This window comes from Streptomyces sp. RKND-216, assembly GCF_004795255.1.
Taxonomy (GTDB): Bacteria; Actinomycetota; Actinomycetes; order Streptomycetales; family Streptomycetaceae; genus Streptomyces; species Streptomyces hazeniae.
Window position 1 is genome coordinate 2057626 of sequence record NZ_SSBQ01000002.1, and the last position, 22992, is coordinate 2080617.

The 22992-nt window shown below is 71.9% G+C and carries 18 protein-coding genes and 2 pseudogenes; 4 read left to right on the forward strand and 16 right to left on the reverse strand.

The window, feature by feature from the left end:
• Positions 1 to 88: 88 nt before the first annotated feature.
• From E4198_RS08925 to E4198_RS08940, 3 genes and pseudogenes are all read right to left on the reverse strand, one after another.
• Positions 89 to 1321, reverse strand: coding sequence for a M20 family metallopeptidase (locus E4198_RS08925; RefSeq protein ID WP_136182701.1), 1233 nt, complete (start codon positions 1319 to 1321; stop codon positions 89 to 91).
• 462 nt (positions 1322 to 1783) lie between these two features.
• Positions 1784 to 2049 (reverse strand): annotated as a pseudogene (locus E4198_RS08935) (transposase); the annotation flags it as partial.
• Between the two features lie 12 nt (positions 2050 to 2061).
• On the reverse strand, positions 2062 to 2205 hold the full coding sequence (locus E4198_RS08940; RefSeq protein ID WP_168711402.1) for a transposase: 144 nt from the start codon (positions 2203 to 2205) through the stop codon (positions 2062 to 2064).
• Between the two features lie 74 nt (positions 2206 to 2279).
• Here E4198_RS08940 and E4198_RS08945 point away from each other — a divergent pair.
• Positions 2280 to 2636 (forward strand): annotated as a pseudogene (locus E4198_RS08945) (transposase family protein); the annotation flags it as partial.
• A gap of 267 nt (positions 2637 to 2903) precedes the next feature.
• On the opposite strand, the gene E4198_RS08950 reads toward E4198_RS08945, so the two are convergent.
• From E4198_RS08950 to E4198_RS08970, 5 genes are all read right to left on the reverse strand, one after another.
• Complete coding sequence (locus tag E4198_RS08950; protein ID WP_168711403.1) at positions 2904 to 3152, reverse strand: phosphoribosyltransferase; 249 nt, start codon at positions 3150 to 3152, stop codon at positions 2904 to 2906.
• A 109-nt stretch (positions 3153 to 3261) separates the two neighbouring features.
• Positions 3262 to 4419: a hypothetical protein gene (locus tag E4198_RS08955; protein WP_136182702.1), complete on the reverse strand. Its 1158-nt coding sequence runs from the start codon at positions 4417 to 4419 to the stop codon at positions 3262 to 3264.
• A 15-nt stretch (positions 4420 to 4434) separates the two neighbouring features.
• Positions 4435 to 5373 (reverse strand): N-acetylneuraminate synthase family protein, encoded by a 939-nt coding sequence (locus E4198_RS08960; RefSeq protein WP_136182703.1) that lies wholly within the window; start codon positions 5371 to 5373, stop codon positions 4435 to 4437.
• A 28-nt stretch (positions 5374 to 5401) separates the two neighbouring features.
• Positions 5402 to 6664 (reverse strand): acylneuraminate cytidylyltransferase, encoded by a 1263-nt coding sequence (locus E4198_RS08965; protein ID WP_136185277.1) that lies wholly within the window; start codon positions 6662 to 6664, stop codon positions 5402 to 5404.
• 98 nt (positions 6665 to 6762) lie between these two features.
• Positions 6763 to 8157, reverse strand: coding sequence for a DUF6716 putative glycosyltransferase (locus E4198_RS08970; protein WP_247597607.1), 1395 nt, complete (start codon positions 8155 to 8157; stop codon positions 6763 to 6765).
• Between the two features lie 188 nt (positions 8158 to 8345).
• On the opposite strand from E4198_RS08970, the gene E4198_RS08975 reads away from it, so the two are divergent.
• Together E4198_RS08975 and E4198_RS08980 are read left to right on the forward strand one after the other, a co-directional pair.
• On the forward strand, positions 8346 to 9326 hold the full coding sequence (locus tag E4198_RS08975) for a glycosyltransferase family 2 protein (protein WP_136182704.1): 981 nt from the start codon (positions 8346 to 8348) through the stop codon (positions 9324 to 9326).
• Complete coding sequence (locus E4198_RS08980) at positions 9323 to 10681, forward strand: polysialyltransferase family glycosyltransferase (protein WP_136182705.1); 1359 nt, start codon at positions 9323 to 9325, stop codon at positions 10679 to 10681. The genes E4198_RS08975 and E4198_RS08980 overlap by 4 nt, the downstream gene beginning before the upstream one ends.
• A 62-nt stretch (positions 10682 to 10743) precedes the next feature.
• Here the strand turns inward: E4198_RS08980 and E4198_RS08985 are convergent, their stop codons facing one another.
• Complete coding sequence (locus E4198_RS08985) at positions 10744 to 11274, reverse strand: gluconokinase (protein WP_136182706.1); 531 nt, start codon at positions 11272 to 11274, stop codon at positions 10744 to 10746.
• A 120-nt stretch (positions 11275 to 11394) separates the two neighbouring features.
• On the opposite strand from E4198_RS08985, the gene E4198_RS08990 reads away from it, so the two are divergent.
• Positions 11395 to 12096 (forward strand): FCD domain-containing protein, encoded by a 702-nt coding sequence (locus tag E4198_RS08990; RefSeq protein WP_136182707.1) that lies wholly within the window; start codon positions 11395 to 11397, stop codon positions 12094 to 12096.
• A gap of 91 nt (positions 12097 to 12187) precedes the next feature.
• Here E4198_RS08990 and E4198_RS08995 read toward each other — a convergent pair whose 3' ends face one another.
• The 7 genes from E4198_RS08995 to E4198_RS09025 form a co-directional block, all read right to left on the reverse strand.
• Positions 12188 to 13663 (reverse strand): GntP family permease, encoded by a 1476-nt coding sequence (locus tag E4198_RS08995; protein ID WP_136182708.1) that lies wholly within the window; start codon positions 13661 to 13663, stop codon positions 12188 to 12190.
• A gap of 140 nt (positions 13664 to 13803) precedes the next feature.
• Positions 13804 to 14835, reverse strand: coding sequence for a hypothetical protein (locus E4198_RS09000; protein ID WP_136182709.1), 1032 nt, complete (start codon positions 14833 to 14835; stop codon positions 13804 to 13806).
• A 495-nt stretch (positions 14836 to 15330) separates the two neighbouring features.
• On the reverse strand, positions 15331 to 16911 hold the full coding sequence (locus tag E4198_RS09005) for a methylmalonyl-CoA mutase family protein (RefSeq protein ID WP_136182710.1): 1581 nt from the start codon (positions 16909 to 16911) through the stop codon (positions 15331 to 15333).
• 503 nt (positions 16912 to 17414) lie between these two features.
• On the reverse strand, positions 17415 to 18614 hold the full coding sequence (locus tag E4198_RS09010) for a hypothetical protein (RefSeq protein WP_136182711.1): 1200 nt from the start codon (positions 18612 to 18614) through the stop codon (positions 17415 to 17417).
• The gene (locus E4198_RS09015; protein ID WP_136182712.1) at positions 18614 to 19333 is read right to left on the reverse strand and encodes an RNA polymerase sigma factor; all 720 of its coding nucleotides are present in this window, start codon (positions 19331 to 19333) and stop codon (positions 18614 to 18616) included. The genes E4198_RS09010 and E4198_RS09015 overlap by 1 nt, the downstream gene beginning before the upstream one ends.
• A gap of 478 nt (positions 19334 to 19811) precedes the next feature.
• Positions 19812 to 21611, reverse strand: coding sequence for a thiamine pyrophosphate-requiring protein (locus E4198_RS09020; protein ID WP_136182713.1), 1800 nt, complete (start codon positions 21609 to 21611; stop codon positions 19812 to 19814).
• A 450-nt stretch (positions 21612 to 22061) separates the two neighbouring features.
• The gene (locus E4198_RS09025) at positions 22062 to 22988 is read right to left on the reverse strand and encodes an SRPBCC family protein (protein ID WP_136182714.1); all 927 of its coding nucleotides are present in this window, start codon (positions 22986 to 22988) and stop codon (positions 22062 to 22064) included.
• Positions 22989 to 22992 lie beyond the last annotated feature (4 nt).

A 22992-nucleotide genomic window follows, 5' to 3' on the forward strand; every position in this document is an offset into this window, starting at 1 on the left:
CGGATCGGTGTCTAGCGGGTGTGCGCCGCTGGTCGGACACCCCTCCCACGGCCCCGGCGGGGCTCTGCGTCCGTGCAGGTCAGAGTGGCTACGGCAGGCGTCCGGCACTGAGCAGCGCCGCAGCGGTGAACAGCTCCACACCCACGGTGATCGCCTTCTCGTCGGCGTCGAAGTCGCCCTGGTGCAGGTCCCGCCTGGCCCGGTCCCCCGGGGTCCGCACCCCGAGCCGCGCCATGGCGCCCGGCACCTGCTCCAGGTACCAGGAGAAGTCCTCGCCGCCGAGGCTCTGCTCCGTCGTCTCGACCGCGTACTCGCCGCCGCGCGCGACCATCGCGTCACGCAGCAGCTCGGTGCTCCTGACCTCGTTGACGACGGGCGGGACGCCGCGCACGTAGTCGACCGTCGACTTGGCCCGGTGCAGCGTCGCGACCTCGTCGATCGCCGCGTGCACCAGGTCGGGCGCCTCGCGCCAGGCGGGCAGGTCCAGGCAGCGCACGGTCGCCGAGAGCTCCGCCCGCTGCGGGATGACGTTGCAGGCGTGCCCGGACTCGATGCGCCCCCAGGTCAGGGACAGTCCGGAGCGCGCGTCGACCCGGCGGCCCAGCAGCGCGGGCACCTCGGTGACCAGCTTCGCGGCGGCGGTGACCAGGTCCGTCGTCAGGTGCGGTCTGGCGGTGTGGCCGCCCGGACCGGTCAGCGACACCTCCAGGCGGTCGCAGGCGGAGGTGATCGGGCCGGTGCGCAGGCCGATCTTCCCGGCGTCCACACGGGGGTCGCAGTGCACGGCGATGATCCGGCCGACGCCGTCCAGCACGCCGCACTCCATGGCGTCCGTGGCGCCGCCCGGCAGCACCTCCTCGGCCGGCTGGAAGATCAGCCGCACGGGCCGCGGCAGCAGGTCCCGCTTCGCCAGCTCCGCCAGCACCAGCCCGGCGCCGAGCACGACGGTGGTGTGCACGTCGTGGCCGCAGGCGTGCGCCCGGTCGGCGATCGTGGACCGGTACGGCACGTCCTTGGTGTCCGGGATGGGCAGCGCGTCGATGTCCGCCCGGATCGCGAGGGCGTCCCCGCCGACCTCTCCCCCGATGTCGCAGATCAGCCCCGTACCGATGGACAGCGTCCGGGGCTCCAGCCCCGCCTCCTCCAGCCGCGCCTTGATCGCGGCGGTCGTGCGGAACTCCTGATGCCCGAGCTCGGGGTGCATGTGAAGGTCGCGGCGGAAGGCGACGAGCTCCTCACGGAGGGACTCCGGCAGCGTTCCGGGCAGTGCGGACATGCCGACGGCCGCTGCCGCCGGCTCCGGGGACAGGAGTTGGTTCATGTCCGGAGCGTAGGCCCATCCATGGGGCGACTGACAGTTGATCACCAAAATTTCATCCCCGCCAGCGACCGAAAACTACGCTGCGAGGCGGTTACGGCCACTCTGGGTTGGGTATACCTCTCGTTTTTCCCCGAGTACCCCGCACACGGCCCCTCAGTAGTGGTACCGCGCTCGACCCTGGTCGGCCTCCCGCGCCACCACGCCGACGGTCACCCTCCACAGAAGAGCATGACTGAATGTCGTCTTCAGTGGGCGCAGGATAAGATGCGCCCACTGAAGATTTCGCCGTCACTGCTGCCACAGCTGCGTTCCCGCCTGCAGGGGGAGCTGCTGGCGCTCGTGCTCCTGCACCCGGAGTGAACCGTTCCGGGGTGGGTTGAGGCTCTATAGACTGACTCCAGCCGCCGTTTTCGGCTGGTGCTGAGCGTAGTAGGTGGCTTCGCATTCGGCGGGCGGGATGTTGAGAATCTCGTTCGCCCTCTTCAGCTCGGCGTTCTCGGCCTTGAGGCGCTTGATCTCGGCGGATTCTTCAGAAGTGACCCCCGGCCGCTGGCCGGCGTCGACCTGGGCTTTCCGGACCCAGGTCCGCACGGTCTCCGCCGCACCGATTCCGAGCTTTGCGGCGACCGCTCATCGCGGCCTACTCGGTCGGGTAGTTCGGGCGGACCTCCGCGACCATGCGGACCGCACGCTCACGACTCGGGAGGGTAGGGGGACGGACGGGTCATGACTCGATCCTCTCAGGGAATCGAGCCTCCATCACCCGGGCTCACACCGAGCTCCCGGGCCACCACGGTCACGTTCCGGCCCGAGGAGCGGACCAGCGCGACCGCGTCCCGCTTGAACTCAGCGGAGTACCGCTTACTCATGTTGCTCTTGCTCACTGCCTGGCACTGCTTCCTCCGAGACCATCGGTCCCAGTATCAGGCTGTCCAGCTCAGCGGGGGAACTTCATGCGGTCATCGCCGATCCGGCGGGGCGGCTGCTGTGGGCCTCGCCCGCGCTGCCCGGAGCAGTCCACGACATCCAGGCCGCGCGAACCCACGGCATCATCGATGCCCTGGACGAAGCCGGCGTGGGGTTCTGGGCAGACAAGGCATACCGGGGCTCGGGCAGCACCATCCGGGTGCCCTACTGGGGGCGCCGGGAGGCGCTGTCCGCAGGTCAGAAGGCCATCAACCACTCGCACGCGAAGATCCGCGCCCTCGTCGAGCAGGCCATAGCCACCCTCAAGACCTGGCGCCTCCTGCGCAAGCTCCGATGCTCAACCACCCGCATCACCAGACTCGTTCGGGCCGTCCTCACCCTGCACTTGACCCGCTCAACTGAGGTTGGCAAACGCTCAGTCTGCCCCGGCACCCGCGGGGATGGCCTCATCACCGAGAAGATGCGCGGCTCCTTCGAAGACTGCTCCCCGCACGTGTGGGGATGGTCCCGGCGGAGGCGGCGCCAAGGCCACGCAGGCGATCTGCTCTCCGCTCCCGCGGGTATGGGACCATTCTGGTCCGGGCTCAGGTTGGCGGCGAAAGCGTGCGGCTTGCGGAGAGCAGGATGGCGATGCAACCCCACCGGAACAGGTGCGCTACGGGGTGTCCCATGCGAAGCGACCCAAGACTAATCCCTGCACGTCAGCGGCGCCCTGTCTGCGCAACTGCGAGGCGACGTAGTTGAGCTGAAACCCGGTGGTGCACACGTCATCGACGAGGAGAATCCGCTGGTCTCTGACGTAGTGGCGGCGGCTGACGCCACTGGCCTGTGCATGCTCCCAGGCTGCCTGTTCCTTCCCCGCCGCGTTTTGATCCTTCGAAACTGTGGTGGACGTCGTCTTCACCAGTCGAAGCTGACGTTCTGCCTGATCAATGGCCCGAACCGAGTAAGGGGACGTGCCCGGCGCACGGCTCGGGGTCCGCCTGTTACTCCTCGCGCTGTCTCCCCCGCGCTCACGGGCCGGTGGGGAGGCGGGGGGTGGGGGCGGTGGTGGTGATGGTGGTGAGGAAGGTGTGGGCGCGGGGGGAGGCGCCGGGGGTGAGCCAGGCGGGGTCGATGTCGCAGGTGGTGACGCGGACGTCGGTGCCGGCGAGGGCGAGGGGGAGGGTGTGGACGACGGTGGAGGGGAAGCTGAGGACGGTACGGCCGACGGGGCCGCGGCGGGCCACGAGTTCGAGGGGGAGGTCGGGGCGGACGATCTCCAGGCCGGTCTCGGCGGTGACGCGGTGCAGCTTGTCGGCGCTCTCGCGACGGTGGGCGAAGTAGCGGGTGGCGCCGTGGGCGCGGGCGAGGTCGCGGACGGCGGCAAGGTAGCGGTCGAGGTCGACGACGCCGGTCTCGACGAGTGAGGTCCCGATCAGGTCGGTGCCCCTGGTGAGGCGGGGCGGGCCGAAGCGGGCGCGGGTCCAGGCGAAGTCGTGCGTCAGGACGGTGATGCCGAGGGTGGCCGCGGCGTCGGAGACGGGCATGGCGGTGAAGAGGTCCACGCGGCGGGCGGCGGACGGCACCAGGCGCGTGCGGGCGCGTCGGGAGACCGGGGCGAAGAGGGTGGCCGCCGGGCCGCCGCCCCCGGTGCGGTGCCAGCGGGTGAGCCGGTCGCCGCGGGCGAGCTGGGCAACGAACTCCATGGTGGCGGTGCCGTCGTCGACCACGACGATGCGCGGCGCGGTGGTGAGTGCGAGCAGGAGCTGCACGTAGCGGGAGAAGGGGTCGCCGAGCACGACGCGGGAGGCGCGGCGCAGCGGGCGGGAGAGGGCGGCGACGGTCTTGAGCGGGCCGGTGCCGCCGCGGGCCTCGGTCCAGTCCACCCGGTGGCCCTCGTCGCGGGCGAGTTCGGCCATGCGGCGGAGCTGGCCGCGGGTCATGGGGTCGTGGGGCGGGAGGACCACGATGCGGAGCGGTTCGGGGCCGGCGGGAGCCGTACGGGTGTGCGCGTGGGGGCCGGTCGTACGGGAGGCGTGGGCGTGGGCGTGGTCCCATTCGAGGACGTTGAGGAGCTGGACCGGGCTCTCGACGAAGGCGAGGGTGCCATCGGTCCGGGGGGCGGGCCCCCCGGCCGGCCCGACGGCGTGCGCCGGGTCCGGCTCGGGGGGTTCGGTGCGTTCTCTCACGTCGGGAGGGGCCGTTCAGACGGAGGCGGGCTCGCGGTCCGCGTTCTGCTCCTCGGCCTCGGCGACGACGCCCTTGACGCGGCGGAGCTTCTTCATCGGGGCGAGTTCGCTGTCGTAGACCTTCTTGACGCCGTCGCCGAGGGAGTCCTCGATGGTGCGGATGTCGCGCACCAGGCGCTGGAGGCCACCGGGTTCGACGGAGGCGGCCTGGTCGCTGCCCCACATCGCGCGGTCGAGGGTGATGTGCCGTTCGACGAAGTCGGCGCCGAGGGCGACGGCGGCGAGGGTGGTCTGGAGGCCGGTCTCGTGGCCGCTGTAGCCGATGGGGACGTTGGGGAACTCGGCCTGCAGAGTGTGGATCATCCGCAGGTTGAGCTCGTCGGCCTTGGCCGGGTAGGTGGAGGTGGCGTGGCAGAGCACGATGTTGTCGCTGCCGAGCACCTCGACGGCGTGCCGGATCTGCTTCGGGGTGGACATGCCGGTGGAGAGGATGACGGTGCGGCCGGTGGCGCGCAGGGCGCGCAGCAGCTCGTCGTCGGTGAGGGAGGCGGACGCCACCTTGTGGGCGGGGACGTCGAACTTCTCGAGGAAGGCGACGGCCTCGGTGTCCCACGGGGAGGCGAACCAGTGGATGCCGCGCTGGGTGCAGTACGCGTCGATGGCGCGGTAGCCGTCCTCGTCGAACTCGACGCGGTGCCGGTAGTCGATGTACGTCATCCGGCCCCACGGGGTGTCGCGCTCGATGTCCCACTGGTCGCGCGGGGTGCAGATCTCCGGGGTGCGCTTCTGGAACTTCACCGCGTCGCAGCCGGCTTCGACGGCGGCGTCGATGAGGGCGAAGGCGTTCTCGAGGTCGCCGTTGTGGTTGATCCCGATCTCGCCGGTGACGTAGACGGGGCGGCCCGGGCCGACGGTCTTGTCGCCGAGGGTCCGGAGGCGGTTCTGCGAAGTCATGGCAGAGGTCTTTCTGTTGAGGAAGGGATCAGTTGTTCAGGGAGGGGCCGAGGATCCACGAGGCGATCTCGCGGATCGCGCCCGCGCCTCCCGGCGCGGTGGTGACCGCCCGGGCGGCACCGCGTACGACGTCGTGGGCGCTGCCGACCGCGACGGGCCAGCCGACGAGGCCGAAGCAGCCCAGGTCGTTGACGTCGTTTCCGACGTAGAGCACGCGCTCCGGCGCGACGCCCTGTTCCTCGCACCACTGCTTGAGGGCGAGGTCCTTCCGGTCGATTCCGTGCAGCACGGGGACCCGCAGCTTGCGGGCGCGTGCGGCGACGACCGGGTTCTCCTCCGTGGACAGGATGAGGAGCTTCAGCGCGTCGCGGCGGAGCGCGGCGATGCCGAGGCCGTCGCCGCGGTGCACGGCGACGAACTCCCGTCCGTCGGAGTCGACGAGCACCCTGTCGTCGGTCTGGGTGCCGTCGAAGTCCAGTACGACCGCGTCGACGTCGTCGCGACGCGGTACGGCTTGCGCGGTGGGGGCCGGCGCGCCCGTCGCGGCAACGGCCTCGCCGTCGAGGAGCGGGGCGAGGGCGCGGGCGCGGGCGAGGTCGTGCGGGTCGTCGATCTCCAGCACGCGGGCCGGGTCGGTGTGCACGAGCGCGGTGCGGCCGAAGAAGCGGTGGCCTGCCTTGCGGAAGCCGGCCACGTCCATGGCGTAGGCGGCGCCGGTCTCCAGGTGGTCCTGGGGGCGGTCCTGGCGCCGGGGGCGGTGCGCCTTGTCGTGGTTGACGCCCTGGCCGTCGGCCGCCGCCACGTCGTCGGCAACGGTCTCGCGCCAGACGAAGCCGTGGAAGGCGGCGACGGTGAGGGCGCTGTCGGCGCCGCGCTCGGTGACGGCGGCGGCGACGCCGTGGACGTCGTCGGCGGTGACGAAGGGGCTGGTGCACTGGACGAGGAGCACGACGTCGACGGCGCGGCCGTTGCGGGCCTCGTGGGTGTCCAGGGCGTGCAGGACGGCGGCTTCGCTGGTGGCGAGGTCGCCGGCGAGGTCGGCGGGGCGCTCGACGATCTCGGCGCCGGCGGCGGACGCGGCGGCGGCGATGCCGGGGTCGTCGGTGGAGACGGCCACGTCGGTGACCAGCGGGGCGTCGAGGCAGGCGCGGACGGCGCGAGCGACGAGCGGCAGGCCGCCGACCTCGGCGAGGTTCTTCGCGGGCACGCCCTTGGAGCCGCCGCGGGCGGGGATGACGGCGAGCACGCGCGGTGCGGTGGCGGCGCCGCCGTGCGGCTGCGGTACGGCCATGGTGGTGGTTCCCTTCGCGGCCGGTGCGGCCTGGTCGTGCGGTGGGGCCTGGACGTGCCCGGCGGTCCGGACGTGCGGGGTGGTGGCGTGGGTGCCGGTCACAGGTCCCCCATGCGGCGGATGACGGGGGCGACGCGCTGCACGCCGTGCCGGTACGCGCCGCGGGCGGCCTCGCGGACGGCGGTGCGCAGCGCGGCGCGGAGGCCGTTCGCGGCGCCGGAGGCGCCGAGGTCGGCGCCGGGGCGCGGAGTGCCGTCGGGACGGAAGCCGTAGCGGGCGAGGATGCGCGGCAGGTAGCCGGGCGCGGTGACGGGCGTGTAGTACGGCGCGGGCAGCGGGAGTTCGGGTGCGGAGGCGAGTTCGGCGACGCGGGCGCGGGCGGCGTCGAACGCGGCGTCGTAGCCGCCGTCGGGGCGGACGCCCTGGCGGGCGGTCCACTCCGGATCGGACTCGGGCAGGTGGCCGGCGTCGAGTTCGTCCCAGGAGGCGAGGCAGCCGGAGCCGAGGAAGTGGTGGTTGCCGAGGGCTTCACGCACGCCGAGGTCGGTGAGGACCGCGGTGGGGACACAGCGGTGCAGGGACTCCAGCGCGGCCGTGGAGCTGACGGTGACGAGGAGGTCCGTACGGTCCAGCACGTCGCCCATGTGGCCGTAGACGAGGCGGCAGTTGGCGGGCAGGCCGCCGGGCACGCGGGCGGCGAGCTTCTGGTACGGCTGCTCCTCGATGTGCGTGGTGTGCTCGCCGGGCCTGCTGCGGAGCTTGATCAGGACCTCGCGTGCGGGGTGGGCGCGGGCGTGTTCGGCGGCCCGGCGCAGCAGGTACGCGCGGTCGGCCCGGTTGTCGGGCACGGACGGCTGCACGGCGAAGGTGACGGTGAAGGGTCGGCCTCCGGCGGGCGGGCCGGTGGCGCCCGCCGTGTCGGAGGTGGCGCTGTCGCCGGGCGTGCCCGCGAGGAAGGGGAGCGCGCACTCGACGACGCCGCCCGCGTCGGCGCCGACGCCCCGGTAGACGTCACGGAACCGTTCTGCGTCGTGGCGGGAGTTGGCCAGCACCAGGTCGGCGCCGTGGCGGAGCAGCAGGCCGTCGGCGAGCTTCTCGTAGACGATGCCGACGTATCCCGTGACCAGCACGGGCCGGCGCGCGGCCGGAGACCCGACCGGTTCGGCGGCGGCGCGCGCCAGCCCGTGCAGCATCGCCTGCACGGCTCCACCCACGCAGGCGAGGACCACCACGTCGTACGGCTCGTCCCCGCGCAGGGCGGCGCGTACGAACTGCGCGCCGGTCACCTCGCGGAGCGTGTCGGTCGCGACGCCGACCTCCGCGAGCTGACGCGGGGTCGGGGTCGCGCGGCCGCGCAGCAGCAGACCGTCGATCCGGGCGTCCGGGGCGAGGCGCCGCGCGGTCAGCGCGCCCCATTTCCAGCGGGTGTCCGAATCGGCGAGTACGGCGACGCGCCCGGCCGACAGCGGGTGGGAAGGAATTCGGGATGGCACGTGAACGACGCTAGGAAGCCGTTTCGATTCACGGCCCAACGCATGGCCAACACCCGGTGAACAGCGGGCCGCCGAATGGCCAACCGGCGCGCCCGGGCCCGTGGTTCACCATTCCGCCGCCCGGAGTTCACCTTGACGTACGGTGCAGGTCACGACGAATGCCGGGGTGGCCGCATAGCGTCTCGAGAGTGGTTGAGCTTTCCGTCATCGTGCCGTTCTTCAACGTGCAGTCGTACGCCCCGGACACTCTGAGAAGTCTGCGCGACAACGCGCGGGCTGATTACGAGTTCATTCTGGTCGACGACTGTTCCACCGACGCCACTCCGGAGATTCTGGAACGCGCGGAAAGAGAAATTCCCGGCACCGTCCTGATCCGGCACGAGAAGAACGGCGGCCTGGCGACCGCGCGCAACACCGGCCTGGACGCGGCCACGGGCCGCTACGTCACGTTCCTGGACGGCGACGACTGGCTGGCGCCCGGCTACTACCGCGAGCTGGTCGACGCGATCAGCACGCTGGGCTGCGACTTCCTGCGGACCGACCACGTGCAGTGCACGGCGCGCGCCCGTACGCTCGCGCGTGTGCCGCACGGCCGTCGCGGCGTGGTGACCGACCCGCGCGCGGCGATACTGCCGGCCGAACGTTCCACGTCCGTCGACTACGCGTACGCCTGGGCGGGGATCTACCACCGCCGGCTGCTGGACGACGGGCTGCTGCACTTCACCGACGGGCTACGGACGGCCGAGGACCGCCCGTGGATCTGGCGGCTGCATCGGGAGGCGGCCTCGTTCGCGGTGGTGGGGCTGCTGGGCGTCTTCTACCGGCGCGGTGTCGCCTCGTCGCTGACGCAGATCGGCGACGTGCGGCAGCTGGACTTCCTGCGCGCCTTCGACCAGGTCGTCGAGGAGACCGCGCGGGACCGGGACGCGGACGTGCTGCTGCCCAAGGCGGTGCGCACGTACTGCGCGATCATCTCCCACCACCTGACCAGCGGACGGTTCGAGCCGCACGTCGCCCGCACGCTGCGGCGGAAGAGCGCGGCCGCGCTGCGCCGGATGCCCGCCGACGTGCTGGACGAGGCGCTGGACTCGATGGACGTGCAGCGCGCGACGCGCCTGCGCAGGCTCCGGCGCAGGCCGGTCGACTCCCGGGAGGTGGCGGCCCGATGACGGCCCCCACGCGTACACAGATCTTCTTCGTCTCGACGCTGTACGGCGCGGCGACGCTGGCCGCCGCGCTGGACGCGGGGTGCTTCGGGCCGGCGGACCGGCGGCTGCTGCTGGTCAGCAACAACGCGCCGAATCCGGAGACGGCGCCGTCGCCTGACCGGATGACGGGCTTCGCGCGGCTGCGCGGCCGGTTCGACCGCGTGGTGTCGTGGAACGACGCGATCCGCCCGTTCCACCCCGGCGGCTGGACGCCCCGCCCGGACGACGCGCCGCTGTGGGAGCGGCATCTGCGCATGCTGTGGGGGTTGGGCGAGGACCAGCGGCAGGACGCCGTGGAACTCGTGCTGGAGTCGATCCAGGTGCATCCGGCGCTGGCCGTGGCGCAGCTCTTCCCGGACGCGCCGATCGACGTCTACGCCGACGGCCTGATGAGCTACGGCCCCACCCGCAACAAGCTCGACCCGCTGGTCGGTTCGCGGGTGCGGCGGCTGCTGCATCTGGATCTGGTGCCGGGGCTGCGGCCGCTGCTGCTCACGGAGTTCGGGGTGGAGCCGGAGGTCGTGCCGACGGACGCGTTCCGGTCGGTGCTGCGGGAGCTGCCGGACGACGACCCGGCCCCAGGGGAGCCGCCGGAGGGCGCCCCGGCGCTGCTGCTCGGCCAGTACCTGGCGGCGCTGGGCATCCTCACCGACGAGGAGGAGGAGCGGCTGCACGTGCGGATGCTGCGCGGCGCGGCCGGGCTCGGTCACCGCAGCGTGGTGTTCAAGCCGCACCCGGTCGCACCCGCCCGCTACTCGCGCACGCTGGAGAAGGAGGCCGGGGAGCTGGGCGTGCAGCTGCGCGTACGGGACGAGCCGGTGCTCGCGGAGGTGCTGTACGAGCGGCTGCGTCCGGCGCTCGTCGTCGGCTGCTTCTCCACGGCGCTGCTGACGGCGGCGACCGTGTACGGGCTGCCGGTGGCCCGGACGGGTACCGACGTGCTGCTGGACCGGCTGGCGCCGTACCAGAACAGCAACCGGGTGCCGGTGACGCTGGTGGACGCGCTGCTGCCGGACCTGGCCGACGCGGAGGCGGTGCGCGCCTGGCGTGCACCGGGCCCCGGTGAGGGCGAGGCGGTCGCGGCGCTGGTCCGGGCTGTGGGGTTCTGCATGCAGGCGCAGATCCACCCTGCGCTGCGGCCGGAGGCGGAGCGCTATCTGGCGACGCGGCTGGACGCGGGGACGTGGCGGTACTTCAAGCGGCGGCGGCTGACGTCGCTCGCCCTGCCGGGGGCGGTCCCGGCACCCCTGGCGTTCCTCCCGCGGAACGCCGCGGTGCGGCGGGTCGCCCGGCGCGTGCGGCGGCGCCTCGGCTGACGCGCGCCGCCGGCGCGATGCGCGGCGGGCGGAGCCGGCGGGGCAGGGGGCCGGGGCAGGGTTCAGCCGGTCTCGGCCTGGGTGGCGCGCAGCGCCCGCACGGTCGCGGCGACCAGTTCCTCCGGCGTGGCCGTGACGTCGAGGCGGATGCCGTCCTCGGCCGGTTCCAGCGGTTCCAGGGCGGCGTACTGGGAGTCCAGCAGGGCGCCGGGCATGAAGTGGCCGTGACGGCCGGAGAGACGGCCGGCGATCAGTTCGCGGTCGCCGTCGAGGTGGAGGAAGTAGAGGCCGTCGGCGGCGGCGCGCAGCCGGTCGCGGTAGTTGCGTTTGAGGGCCGAGCAGCTGACGACGCCCTGCAGGCCCGGGCCGTGACCGGTGCGGGTGCGCGCCCAGGCGCCGATGGCGTCGAGCCAGGGCGCCCGGTCGGCGTCGTCGAGGGGGGTTCCGGCCGACATCTTCTGGATGTTCGCCGGCGGGTGGAAGTCGTCGGCCTCGGCGTACGGGACGCCGATCTCCTGGGCGAGCAGGGCGCCGACGGTGGACTTGCCGGTGCCGGACACGCCCATGACGACCACGACCCGGGGTGCGGACATCTGTACAACCTCGCTCTTCTCGGTACCGCGTACAGCCAAGTCGAAAAGTGCTACGTATTCAAGGCCATGCGGCTTAAAAGTCATACATATTTCGGAAGCGGGCACCGTAACCTGAGGGGCATGGAGAATCAGCGGCAGGGTCTGCATGCAAAGGTGTTGGCCAGCTTGGGGCCGGCCATCACCGGAGGTGACTACCCGCCCGGCAGCGTGCTGCGCACCGACGAGCTGGAGCAGCGGTTCGAGGTCTCCCGGACGGTGATGCGCGAGGCGATACGGGTCCTGGAGTCCATGCATCTGGTGCAGTCGCGCCGCAGGGTCGGCGTCACCGTACTCCCCACCGAGTCCTGGGACGTGTTCGACCCGCAGGTGATCACCTGGCGTCTCCAGGGCGCGGACCGGGGGCGGCAGCTACGTTCGCTGACCATCCTGCGCTGTGCCGTGGAACCGGCCGCCGCGCGGCTCGCGGCGCAGTACGCGACGCCGGAGGAGTGCGCGGAGCTGACCGAGCAGGCGATGGGAATGGTCGCCACCTCCCGAGGCCAGCAGCTCGACGGGTATCTGGTGCACGACATCGCCTTCCACCGGGTGGTGCTGCGGGCGTCGCGGAACGAGATGTTCGCCCGGCTGGGCGACGTGGTGGCGGCGGTGCTGACCGGCCGGACCGAGCACGACGTCATGTTCACCGATCCGGACCCGGCGGCCGTCACGCTGCACGTGCAGGTCGCGGAGGCGGTGCGGACCCGGGATCCGGAGCGTGCGGAGCAGCTCACCAAGGAGATCACCGTCGGCGCGATGGCCGAGCTGGACGTGCTCGCGCCGTAGGCCGCTCCGGAGGTCCCACCGCGGAAACGGCGGGACCCGGGCCGTCCCGGGAGGGGTCGGGTCGGCCCGGGTGCCTGGCGGGGCGGTGCCGTCAGAACACGGCCCACAGGCCGAGCGCGATGACGAACGCCGACAGACCGAGCGTCGTCTCCATGACCGTCCACGTCTTCAGGGTGGTCTTCTCGTCCATCCCGAAGAAGCGGCTGACCAGCCAGAAGCCGGAGTCGTTGACGTGTGAGAGGACGGTTGCGCCGGCCGCGATCGCGACGACGAGCAGCGCGATCTGGAAGTCGCCCAGGTTGGCGTCGTTCACCGCGCTCGCGATGAGGCCGCCGGTGGTGGTGAGGGCGACGGTGGCCGAGCCCTGTGCGACGCGCAGCAGTGTGGCGATGATGAACGCCTGGAGGATCAGGGAGATGCCCAGGTCCGACAGCGAGTTGCTGAGCGCGTCGCCGATGCCGCTGAGTTCCAGGACGCCTCCGAACATGCCGCCCGCGCCGGTGATCAGGATGATCGCGCAGATCGGGCCGAGCGCCTCGTCGACAATGCCGCGCACACCGGCCATCGAGGTGCGGGGGCGGCCGAGCATGAGGATCGCGGCGACCACGGTGATCAGCAGCGCGACCGTGGTGTTGCCGAGCAGGCTGAGGAACGCCGGGAGGCCGGAGTCCGCGTCCAGCACGCCTGCCGCGCCCAGGGTGTCCAGCACGGTGTCGAAGGAGATCAGCACCAGCGGGATGAGCAGCAGGAGCAGCACGGTGCCGAAGGCCGGCGGCCGGTGGCCGAGCGCCGGGGCGTCGGCGCCGTCGCTCTTGGACGTGCCCGCGCCCGCGCCCTTGCCCTCGTTCTCACCGGCTTCCGCGCGCTGTTCGGCGGTACGGCCGTGCGCGTCGCGGGCCTGGCCGAAGACCACGTCGGAGACGGAGACGTAGACGCGCTTGCCGAGCCAGCGGGAGACCAGGTAGACGCCCACGTACCAGGCGACGACGGCGACCGGGATGCCGACGAGCAGCGTGACGCCGATGTCGCCGCGCAGCTGCTCGGTCGCGGCAACCGGGCCGGGGTGCGGCGGCACGATGGCGTGCATCGCGGCGAAGGCGCCGGCGGCGGGGAGCGCGTAGAACAGCAGCGAGCCGCCGAAGCGGCGCGCGACGGTGAGGATGATCGGCAGGAACACGACCAGTCCGGCGTCGAAGAAGATCGGGAAGCCGAACAGCAGCGCGGCGACACCCAGTGCGAGCGGCGCGCGCTTCTCCCCGAAGCGGTTGATGAGGGTGTCGGCGAGCACTTGGGCGCCGCCGGTGACCTCGAGCAGCCGTCCGAGCATCACGCCGAAGGCGACGAGGATCGCCACCGAGCCGATGGTGTCGGCGAAGCCGAACATCAGCACGTCGGGGATGTCGGCCATCGGGAAGCCGACGGCGAGGGCGGTGACGACGCTGACGCCGACGAGGGCGACGAAGGCGTGCAGCTTCACCTTCATGATCAGGAACAGCAGCAGAGCGACCGCGCCCGCCGCGATGAGCAGCAGCGTCGCCGTGCCGTAGACCGGCTCGATTGCTTCCATGACGAAACTCCGTACTTCGAACTCCCTGGCGAAGACCGGAACGGGAAGTTACGCGCTAGGTACTACTTATTCAAGGGGTCGCGAAGAAAAGTCATACGAAAGAGCTCCGGGGGCACGCCAGCCGCGGCGCGGGCCCAGTGTCAGTCCCACTCCCAGCGCAGCGAGTGGAAGCCGGGCGCCGCGTCCTGGACGACCATGTGGGCCCGGCCGCGGGGACTGATCCAGACCGGGCCGACGACCGGAAGCGAACCGGTGGCGGCGGTCCCGGCACAGCGGTAGCAGCGGACCGGCACCCGGTCCGGGTGGAAGGTGACCTCGAGGGTGTAGAGCGCCGCGGGGGTGCGGAAGCCGCGCCCGCACTCGTCGGTGGCGCGCCCGCTGGTCGGGTACGCCGTGGTGTACTCGACGACTGCGGTCTCCCCCTTGGACAGCACGCGGTCGAGGAGCAACTCGGTGACGGTGATCGGCACGTCCGGGTCGCTCCGCACCCGGCCGGGGCGGGCGTTGCGCACGTCCACCAGGTCGGGGAGCGGGCGGCCCGGCTCGTCTCCGCGGCTGATCACGACGCAGCGGTCCACGTCGTCCCGTTCCGCACGCAGCACCAGACAGGCCGTCCAGCGGGACTCGGCGCCCTGAGCGTCGATCTCGAAGCGCTCGTGCACGGCGACGCGGGAGAGCCCGTCGTCGGTGTTGCCCACGTCGTGCAGCAGGCCGGACAGCGACTGGTACCCCTGCCACAGCCGCGTGGGGGCGAGGCTGGTGTCCGCGCGGCCCGTCCAGCGGCCTCGGGGACGCTGCGGGCCGAGGAGGGCGACCAGGGAGTCGGTCGGGAGCGCGAGGAGTTCCTCCAGGAGTCGGACGGCCCGCCGGGACTGCGGACGCTCGGGGCGGCTGCGGCCGCGCCGCCAGTAGCTGAGGGCGGTGATGCTGACCTCGACACCGCGGTCGGCAAGACGGCGCTGGATGCGTTCCATACTCAGTCCGCTGGCGCGGATGGCGGTGTCCAGAGCGCTCTCGAAGGGCCCGTCACGCAGCGCGGCGTGCAGGGCGCCGTTCGGGCGGCCGGGCTGCCCCGACCCACCCTGCTGTCCGGGGGGCTCCGTCCGGCCCGGTCGCCCCGGTCCGGAGGCACCGGGTGCCCCGGGTTTCGCGGTCTCGTCGGTGGGGAGCACTGCGTTGCCTCCATCGGACGTGAGGCGTGTGGGGGGTGGCCCGCATGTTACCGCCGGGTGCGCCCGGGACCTGCGGCCCGCCTCGTCCCGTGAACAGTTTAGGACCTGACATCCTCGCCCACCGCGCCTCTCGCGGTGTCATGCGCCGTTCACACAGGTTCTTATTTAACAGAGTGTCCACGTCGTTGACCGGATGATCGCGCACACGTCAAGCTCCCCGGCATGGGACGCGAGCACAACCACGCGACCGCCGGGGACGAACGGGACGGGCCGGTCGCGGATTGATGCCCGGCCGGTCAGGTGGTGAGCCGCGGCGCACGGCGGCCATCCCCACCATCACCTGACCGACCGTCACGACGGCGGTCCGAGCGGGATGTCCTGCGAGCTCCCGCTCGGGCCGCCACAGCGCCGGGGACGGCCGGAACGGATCAGGAGGGGACCGCTCCGGCCGCCCCCGCCACAGCATCGCCCCACCCCGCGAAGTGCCTCCCGTGATCAGAAGACGTCGCTGGGCACGTAGGCGCCCCACACCTCGCGCAGCAGGTTGCAGACCTCGCCGACGGTGGCCCGCGCGCGCAGGGCGTCCTTCATCGGGTACAGCACGTTGTCGCCGCCCTCGGCGGCCTTCCGCAGCCCGTCGAGCGCCGCGTCGACGCCGCGCTGGTCGCGTTCGGCGCGCAGCCTGGACAACCGGTCCGCCTGCTGCCGCTCGATCGCCGGGTCCACCCGCAGAGGCTCGTACGGCTCCTCCTGAGCACCGGCGAAGCGGTTGACGCCGACGACGACGCGCGCGCCGGACTCCTGCTCCTGCGCCACGGCGTACGCGCTGCGCTCGATCTGGTTCTTCTGGAAGCCCTGCTCGATGGCCTCGACCGCGCCGCCGCGCTGCTCGACCTGCTCCATCAGCTCCAGCGCCGCGGCCTCCACGTCGTCGGTCATCGACTCCACGGCGTAGGAGCCGGCGAACGGGTCGACGGTGGCGGTCACGTCCGTCTCGTAGGCGAGCACCTGCTGGGTGCGCAGCGCCAGCCGGGCGGACTTGTCGGTGGGCAGCGCGATGGCCTCGTCGAAGGCGTTGGTGTGCAGCGACTGGGTGCCGCCGAGCACCGCTGCCAGACCCTGCACGGTGACCCGCGCGAGGTTCACCTCCGGCTGCTGCGCGGTGAGCTGCACGCCCGCGGTCTGGGTGTGGAAGCGGAGCATCAGCGACTTCGGGTTCCTGGCGCCGAACTCCTCCTTCATCACCCGCGCCCAGATCCGGCGCGCGGCGCGGAACTTGGCGACCTCCTCGAGGATCGTCGTCCGCGCGACGAAGAAGAACGACAGGCGCGGCGCGAAGTCGTCCACGTCCATCCCGGCGGCGACGGCGGTGCGCACGTACTGGATGCCGTCGGCGAGCGTGAACGCGATCTCCTGCGCGGGCGTCGCGCCGGCCTCCGCCATGTGGTAGCCGGAGATCGAGATGGTGTTCCACCGCGGGAGCTCGGCCCTGCAGTAGCGGAAGATGTCCGCGATCAGCCGGAGGCTCGGCTTCGGCGGGAAGATGTACGTGCCGCGGGCGATGTACTCCTTGAGCACGTCGTTCTGGATGGTGCCGGTCAGCCGGGCGGGATCGACGCCCTGCTCCTCCGCGACCAGCTGGTAGAGCAGCAGCAGGAGGGCGGCCGGGGCGTTGATGGTCATCGACGTGGACACCTCGCCCAGCGGGATGCCGTCGAAGAGGACGCGCATGTCGTCGACCGAGTCGATGGCCACGCCGACCTTGCCGACCTCGCCGTGGGCGATCGGCGCGTCGGAGTCGTGGCCCATCTGCGTCGGCAGGTCGAAGGCCACGGACAGGCCCGTCGTGCCGTGCTCGATGAGCTGCTTGTAGCGCGCGTTCGACTCGGTCGCGGTGCCGAACCCGGCGTACTGCCGCATCGTCCACGGACGCCCCGTGTACATCGACGGGTAGACGCCTCGGGTGAACGGGTACGCGCCGGGCTCCCCCAGCTTCTCGGCGGCGCCCCAGTCCCGCAGCGCATCCGGGCCGTACACCGTTTCGATGGGCCGGCCGGACTCAGAGTGGCGTGCCATGGACTGCCTCCGGAGTACGTCGCGCCAGGAAAGAGCGAGGACACGGACTGTAGCGGCGGTCGCGCCGACGGTGAGGGAACCAGGGGCCGGGGCTTTCTCACAGCATGCCCGCTGAACGCCGTTCGCGGCGAGCGGGCGGATGGGGTCGGGGCCGAAGAGAGGGGCGGTCGCCCGGGAGGTGATCCCGGGCGACCGCCCGAAAAGAGAGGGCGCGGGTGGGGCCGGGGGAACGTGCCCCACCCGCGCCGATGCGCGATCCCGGAGGTACGGGGGGAACCTCGGGGTGACGCGCCGCCGATGACCAGTCGGCTCACTCCCTACTGCGCCGCGGCCCGGAAAAGTGTCACACCCCCTCGCCGGGGGCGTGAAAGTTCGTGTCGACGCACGTCCGAGGGGTCCTGCACCGGCGCACGAGCGGGCGCGTGGACCGCGCGCACGCGGCGGTGTGTCCGGGGGCCGACCGCGACGGTCGTGGAGTCGTGAGGCCGAGAGGCGAGCGGTCGCTACGAAGCGGCCGAGGGCGTGGAGACGGCCGGGGGCGTGGGGTCGAGCGAGGGGCTGGGCGTGGGTGAGCCAGCGCCACCGGTGACCTCGCCGCCTTCACCGCCGTCGCCACCTTCACCACCGTCGCCACCGTCACCGCCTTCACCGCCGTCGCCGCCTTCACCACCGTCGCCGCCTTCACCGCCGTCGCCGCCGTCGGTGCCACCAATGTCTCCGGGGTCTCCCGTGCCGGGCGTGCCACCGCTGCCGGGCTCGCCCTCGCCGCCCTCGCCGCCCTCGCCGCCGTCGCCGCCCTCGGTGCCACCGTCGCCGACGCCGCCCACGACCCCGTCGCCGTCGCCGCCTTCACCGACGACGCCGTCGTCCGTCGCTCCGCCGCCGAGGCTGTCGCACAGGGCGCGCACCTGCTGGGCGCCGCCCGCCGCCTCCTCCAGCGTCCGCCGGTCTGCGGCGTCGAGGGCTCCCCGCTCGTAGAGATCGCACAGTGCAAGCGCGATCGTCTTCTTCTCCGCGCCGGTGAGTCCGCCGTCCCCGAACATCCCGTCCAGGTCGGTGGGGCCTCCGGTGGCGGACGGGCCGCCGTCGCCGTCCCGGCCGCCGGTTCCGCCCGGACCGCTCGGCGAGGCGTCACCGGACGGCCCGGGGCCAGGGCTCCGCGAACCGTGGCCTCCGGTGGCACCGCCGTGGCCTTCTCCGGCGGTGCCGGTGGGCGAGGTGCTCACTGAAGGTGACGGCGAGCCGCCGCCGCCCGCACCGAACGGCGTGGGCAGGACGCCCGTACCCGCCGCGACGGCCACTCCGCCGAGCGCGCAGGCGGCGAGCACGGCGGCGAGTCCGGCACTGACCGGGCGCCCGGTCACAGCGGACAGGAAGGTGCGCACCCGGCCGCCGCGTCCGGCGGCGCTTCCGCCGACGGAGCCGCTGCGCAGCACGCCGGTCTGGGCGGCGCGGAAGGCCGCCACGGCGGCGTCCTCGCCGCTCAGCGACTCACCGGGGGCGGTGCGGGCGGCTGCTCCGGCCGACTCGGCACTCAGTGCCCTCAGGGCGTCGGCGAGCTCGGTCGCGGTGGTCTCACCGTTCTCCGCGCGCGCTTCACCCGCCGCGGAACCGGGCGTTCCGTCGCGCCCGTCGGCCGGCAGACCGCGCAGCAGTCGCTCCGCGGCCTCCTCGTCCAGCCACTGGTACCGGTCGTCGGGCATCACGTTTCCCTCAGCGTTCGCGCGGCCTCGGGCGTCACACCGCGTGCCGTCTCGCGCTCCGGCGGACGGCGGGGAGCAGGTGGTACGCCCCGCCCGTTCGGCTCATCCCCGGCACCGCCCGGGCCGCCCTCGTCTCCGGGCCCGCCGGCGGGCGTCGCGCCGTTCATACCGTCGGCCTCCAGGAGTTCGGCGAGCCGGCGCAGCCCGCGGTGGGCGGCGGTGCGCACGGCTCCCGGACGCTTACCGAGCACCTCCGCGGCGCTCTTGGCGTCCAGACCCATCACCACGCGTAGAACCACCGCCTCGGCCTGGTCCCGCGGCAGCCGGGAGATGATCCGCATGGTGTGTCCGGTGCCCAGCGACTCCATCGCCTCGTCGGCGGTGTCGGCGCCGCCGGCCATCGCGACGAGTTCGCTCTCGTCGCCGCCGACGGCCGGGCGCCGGCCGCGCATCCGGATGTGGTCGAGTGCCCGGTTGCGGGCGATCCGTGCCGTCCAGCCCCGGAATCGGTCGGCATCACCGGAGAAGTTGCTGATGTCACGGGCGATTTGCAGCCACGCCTCCGAAGCGATGTCCTCGGCGTCGGCGTCCGGAACCAGGGTGCGCACGTACCCGAGCAGGCGTGGCTGGACTGTCCGGTACACCGTGCGGAAGGCGCATTCGTCGCCCTCCTGCGCCGCGCGCACCGCAGCCGTCAGCTCTGCGTCGTCCCCCTGCACGCCCTAAGTCCTCGTCCACTCCGCGACGTCGCGATGCGTCTGCCCGACACCCCTGGCCGGGCGCCGTCGTACCGGTTCTCACGCACTCCGCACCGACCTGGGCCGACGCGATGGATGCACGCTACGGCCAAGTCAGTGCCCGCGTCCATGCCGGACCCGGGAGTAGTCCGCAGGAGTGAGCGGAAGAGTGGGGCGTAACACATTCCGGCGGGGCGGCGCTGAGTGGAGTGCGGGCCGCTGCTGGTAGGTGCGTCCGTGAACACGACGACGGCCGGGGTCTCTCCTGTGGGGGGTGGCGACCTCGGCCGTCTTCGTGTTGCCTCCCCCACTCAACAGGCGTTACGACAGGGGCCGGCCGAGGCCCCGCACAGATGGCCGACGGGACGCCGCTGCCGTGGCAGGTGCCGGTGCCGCGGGCCACGGCACCGGCACCGGCACCTCGACGCGGCGTTCGCTCCCCTGCCCAAGGCCCGAGGGTTCACCGCCCCCGGCCCGGCAGGTGCTCTGCGTATTCGCTGAGCTTCTGCCGCACTCCACGCTTGGCAATGCCCAGGTTGTCCGGGTCGCTGACCATCGCCTTCGCTGCCTTCTTGCCCTGCTCCGCCTTGATGTGCGGGGGGATCGGAGCGATGTCCGGGTCGACCACGAACTCCAGCACCACCGGCCGGTCGCTCGCCAGCGCCTCCTCCCACGCCTCGCCGACCTTCTTCGGGTCGTCGCAGTAGATGCCCCTGAGGCCGACCAGCTCCGCGTACTTCGCATAGGGGAAGTCGGGGAGGTGCTGCGAGCCCTCGAACTTCGGATCACCCGCCATCGCTCGTTGCTCCCAGGTGACCTGGTTCAGATCCTGGTTGTTGAAGACGCAGAAGACGAACGGCGCCTCGCCTGCCAGCTCCTGCGCGTACCGTTTGACAGTGATCATCTCGTTCATGCCGTTCATCTGGAACGCGCCGTCACCGACGAAGGCGACCACCGGCCGGTCCGGATGGGCGAAGCGCGCGGCGATCGCGTACGGGACGCCCGGTCCCATCGTCGCCAGCGTGCCGGACAGCGAGGCCTGCATGCCGCGGCGCAGCTTCAGGTGACGGGCCCACCAGTTGGTACCGGAACCGGAGTCGGCGGTCACCAGCGCCCGGTCCGGCAGCCGTTCGGACAGCTCCTGGGCGACGGACTGCGGATTGATCTTTCCGTCGAAGTGCTGCGCGGCACGCTTGCCGAGCACCGTGTTCCACTCGCGGACGCTCTTCTCGATCTTCTCGCGCCAGCTGCGGTCCTCTTTGCGCCGCAGCAGCGGCAGGAGTGCGGTCAGGGTCTCCTTGGCGTCGCCGACCACGTGGGCGTCCATCGGGTAGCGGATGCCGATCATCCGCCCGTCGATGTCGATCTCCACCCCCTTGACCGTTCCCTCGGCGGGCAGCCACTCCGCGTACGGGAAGCTGGAGCCGATCATGAAAAGGGTGTCGCAGCCCTTGATCATCTGGTCGCTGGGTTTCGAACCCAGCAGGCCGATCGGGCCGGTGACGAACGGCAGGTCGTCCGGCAGCGCCTCCCGGCCCAGAAGGGCCTTCGCCACACCCGCGCCGAGCAGTTCGGCGGTCTCCACCACCTCGTCCTCGGCGTTCGCGGCGCCCTGGCCAACAAGGATCGCCACCTTCTCTCCTTCGTTGAGGATCCTGGCGGCTTTCCGCAGTTCGTTCTCGTCGGGGAGCACGCGTGGCTGGGACCAGCCCACGCTGGAGTAGACCGCGCCGTGCGACCTGGGCGGCGAGGGGACGGCCTCCGACTGGGAGACGTCTTCGGGCAGGATGATCGTCGCGACGCTGCGGGTAGTGAGCGCGGTCTTGAACGCGCGGTCGATCACGTGCCGGGCCTGTGCCGGGTTCACGATCATCTGACAGAACTCGGAGACGTCTGCGAACAGGTTCTCCAGCGCGATCTCCTGCTGGTAGTGCGAACCCAGGCACAGTGTCTTCTGCTGACCGACCACCGCGACAACGGGCTGGTGGTCCATCTTGGCGTCGTACAGGCCGTTCAGCAGGTGCACCGCGCCCGGGCCCGAGGTGGCCACGCAGCAGCCCACCTCCCCGGTGAACTTCGCGTGCCCGCCGGCCATGAAGGCAGCCATCTCCTCGTGCCGTGCCTGGACGAACTTCGGATCGTCGTCAGCACGGTCGAACGCCCCGACCAGGGCGTTGATGCCATCCCCCGGGTAGCCGTACGCGCGGTTGACACCCCACTCCCGCAGGCGTTCGACGACGAAGTCGGCGACCAGGGCCATGGGAACTCCTCAGATGCGGAACGTACGGACAGCCTCGCCCGGGTTCCGGGCACGGCACGGCCTAAACGCGCATCCGGGGTTACCGTTCCCGGGCCTTCCCCGGAGCCTTCGGACGTGAGGGGTGGCTCTGGGGACCTGGGAGGGTCACAGATGAGGCATACCTCCAGGTCAAGCGCCCAGCACGCTCAATCCGGCCAGACGTAGCGGCCCCCGGCCGCCTTCATGCGTGCCTCCGCCGCTCAACAGGCGTCGTGACGGGCGTCGGTCGTCCGCCTGAGGCGGCATCGGTTCACTCGCGAGGGAGGAGCGCTCCCAGCAGCCCGAGGGCGGGGTTCAGTCCTCCGGAGCGATGCCGTGCTGCTCGCGCAGTTGTCGGGGAGGTTGGCGGGGCGGGACCGTAGCCGCAGGGGGTCGTGGTGTCGGGCCGGGTGACCGGGAGCCGCATGCCGGTCAGTCCTCCTCTTCCTCTTCCTCTTCTTCCTCGTCCTCGTCGTAGGCGTCTTCCTCGTCGTACTCGTCCTCTTCGCCTTCGTCTCCGGACTCCTGTTCCTCCTGCTCCAGGGCGTCCTCGTGGCTGAGGACCACCTCGCTGTCACGGATCTCGCCGCGCCAGCCCTCGACGTCCTCGTCGGCGTTGAGTGTCACGTACCGCTGGAAGTGCTTGAGGTCCAGGCGCAGGCGGCGGCCCTGTGCGCGCCAGAGGTTGCCGGTCTTCTCGAAGAAGCCCGAAGGCGTGTACTCGACCACCACCACGATGCGGGTCAGCGTCGGGCCCAGCTCGTGGAAGGAGACCGCGCCACGGGTGCTGCCTTTGGAGCCCTGCGAGGACCAGACGATGCGGTCGTCGGGTATCTGCTCCTCGACGGTGGCCTCCCAGCCGCGTGTCGACGGGCCGACCTTCACCTTCCAGTCGGAGGTGGTGTCCTCCTTGCGGGAGACGTTACGTACACCCTTCATGTAGGTGCCGAACTCCTCGAACTCGCACCAGTTGTCGTACGCGGTGCGCAGGGGCACACCGATGTCGAGCACCTCGACGATGTTCGTGACCTTGGTGTCGCTCTTGCTCCCGCCCTCGCCGCCACCCGCGCCGACCAGGTCCTTCACTTTGCCCACCGTCTTGTCCTTCGCGTCCTTCGCCTTCTCCGCGACGAGCGCCTTGACCGGCGAGTCCCCGCCGCCCATCACACGGGAGGCGACCGACCCGAGAGTGCCACCGTTCACGGCCGCGTTGTTCAGGTCGTCGGTGAGGCTCGACATGCGGTTGCCGAGCGAGTCGGCCAGATGCCCCGCCTGCGCCGTCAGATACGCGGTGATCTCCTCACGCAGCCGGTCGAGGCCGGTGTCAGCCGTGTCTCCGGCCTTGTCGGTGGATGACATGACG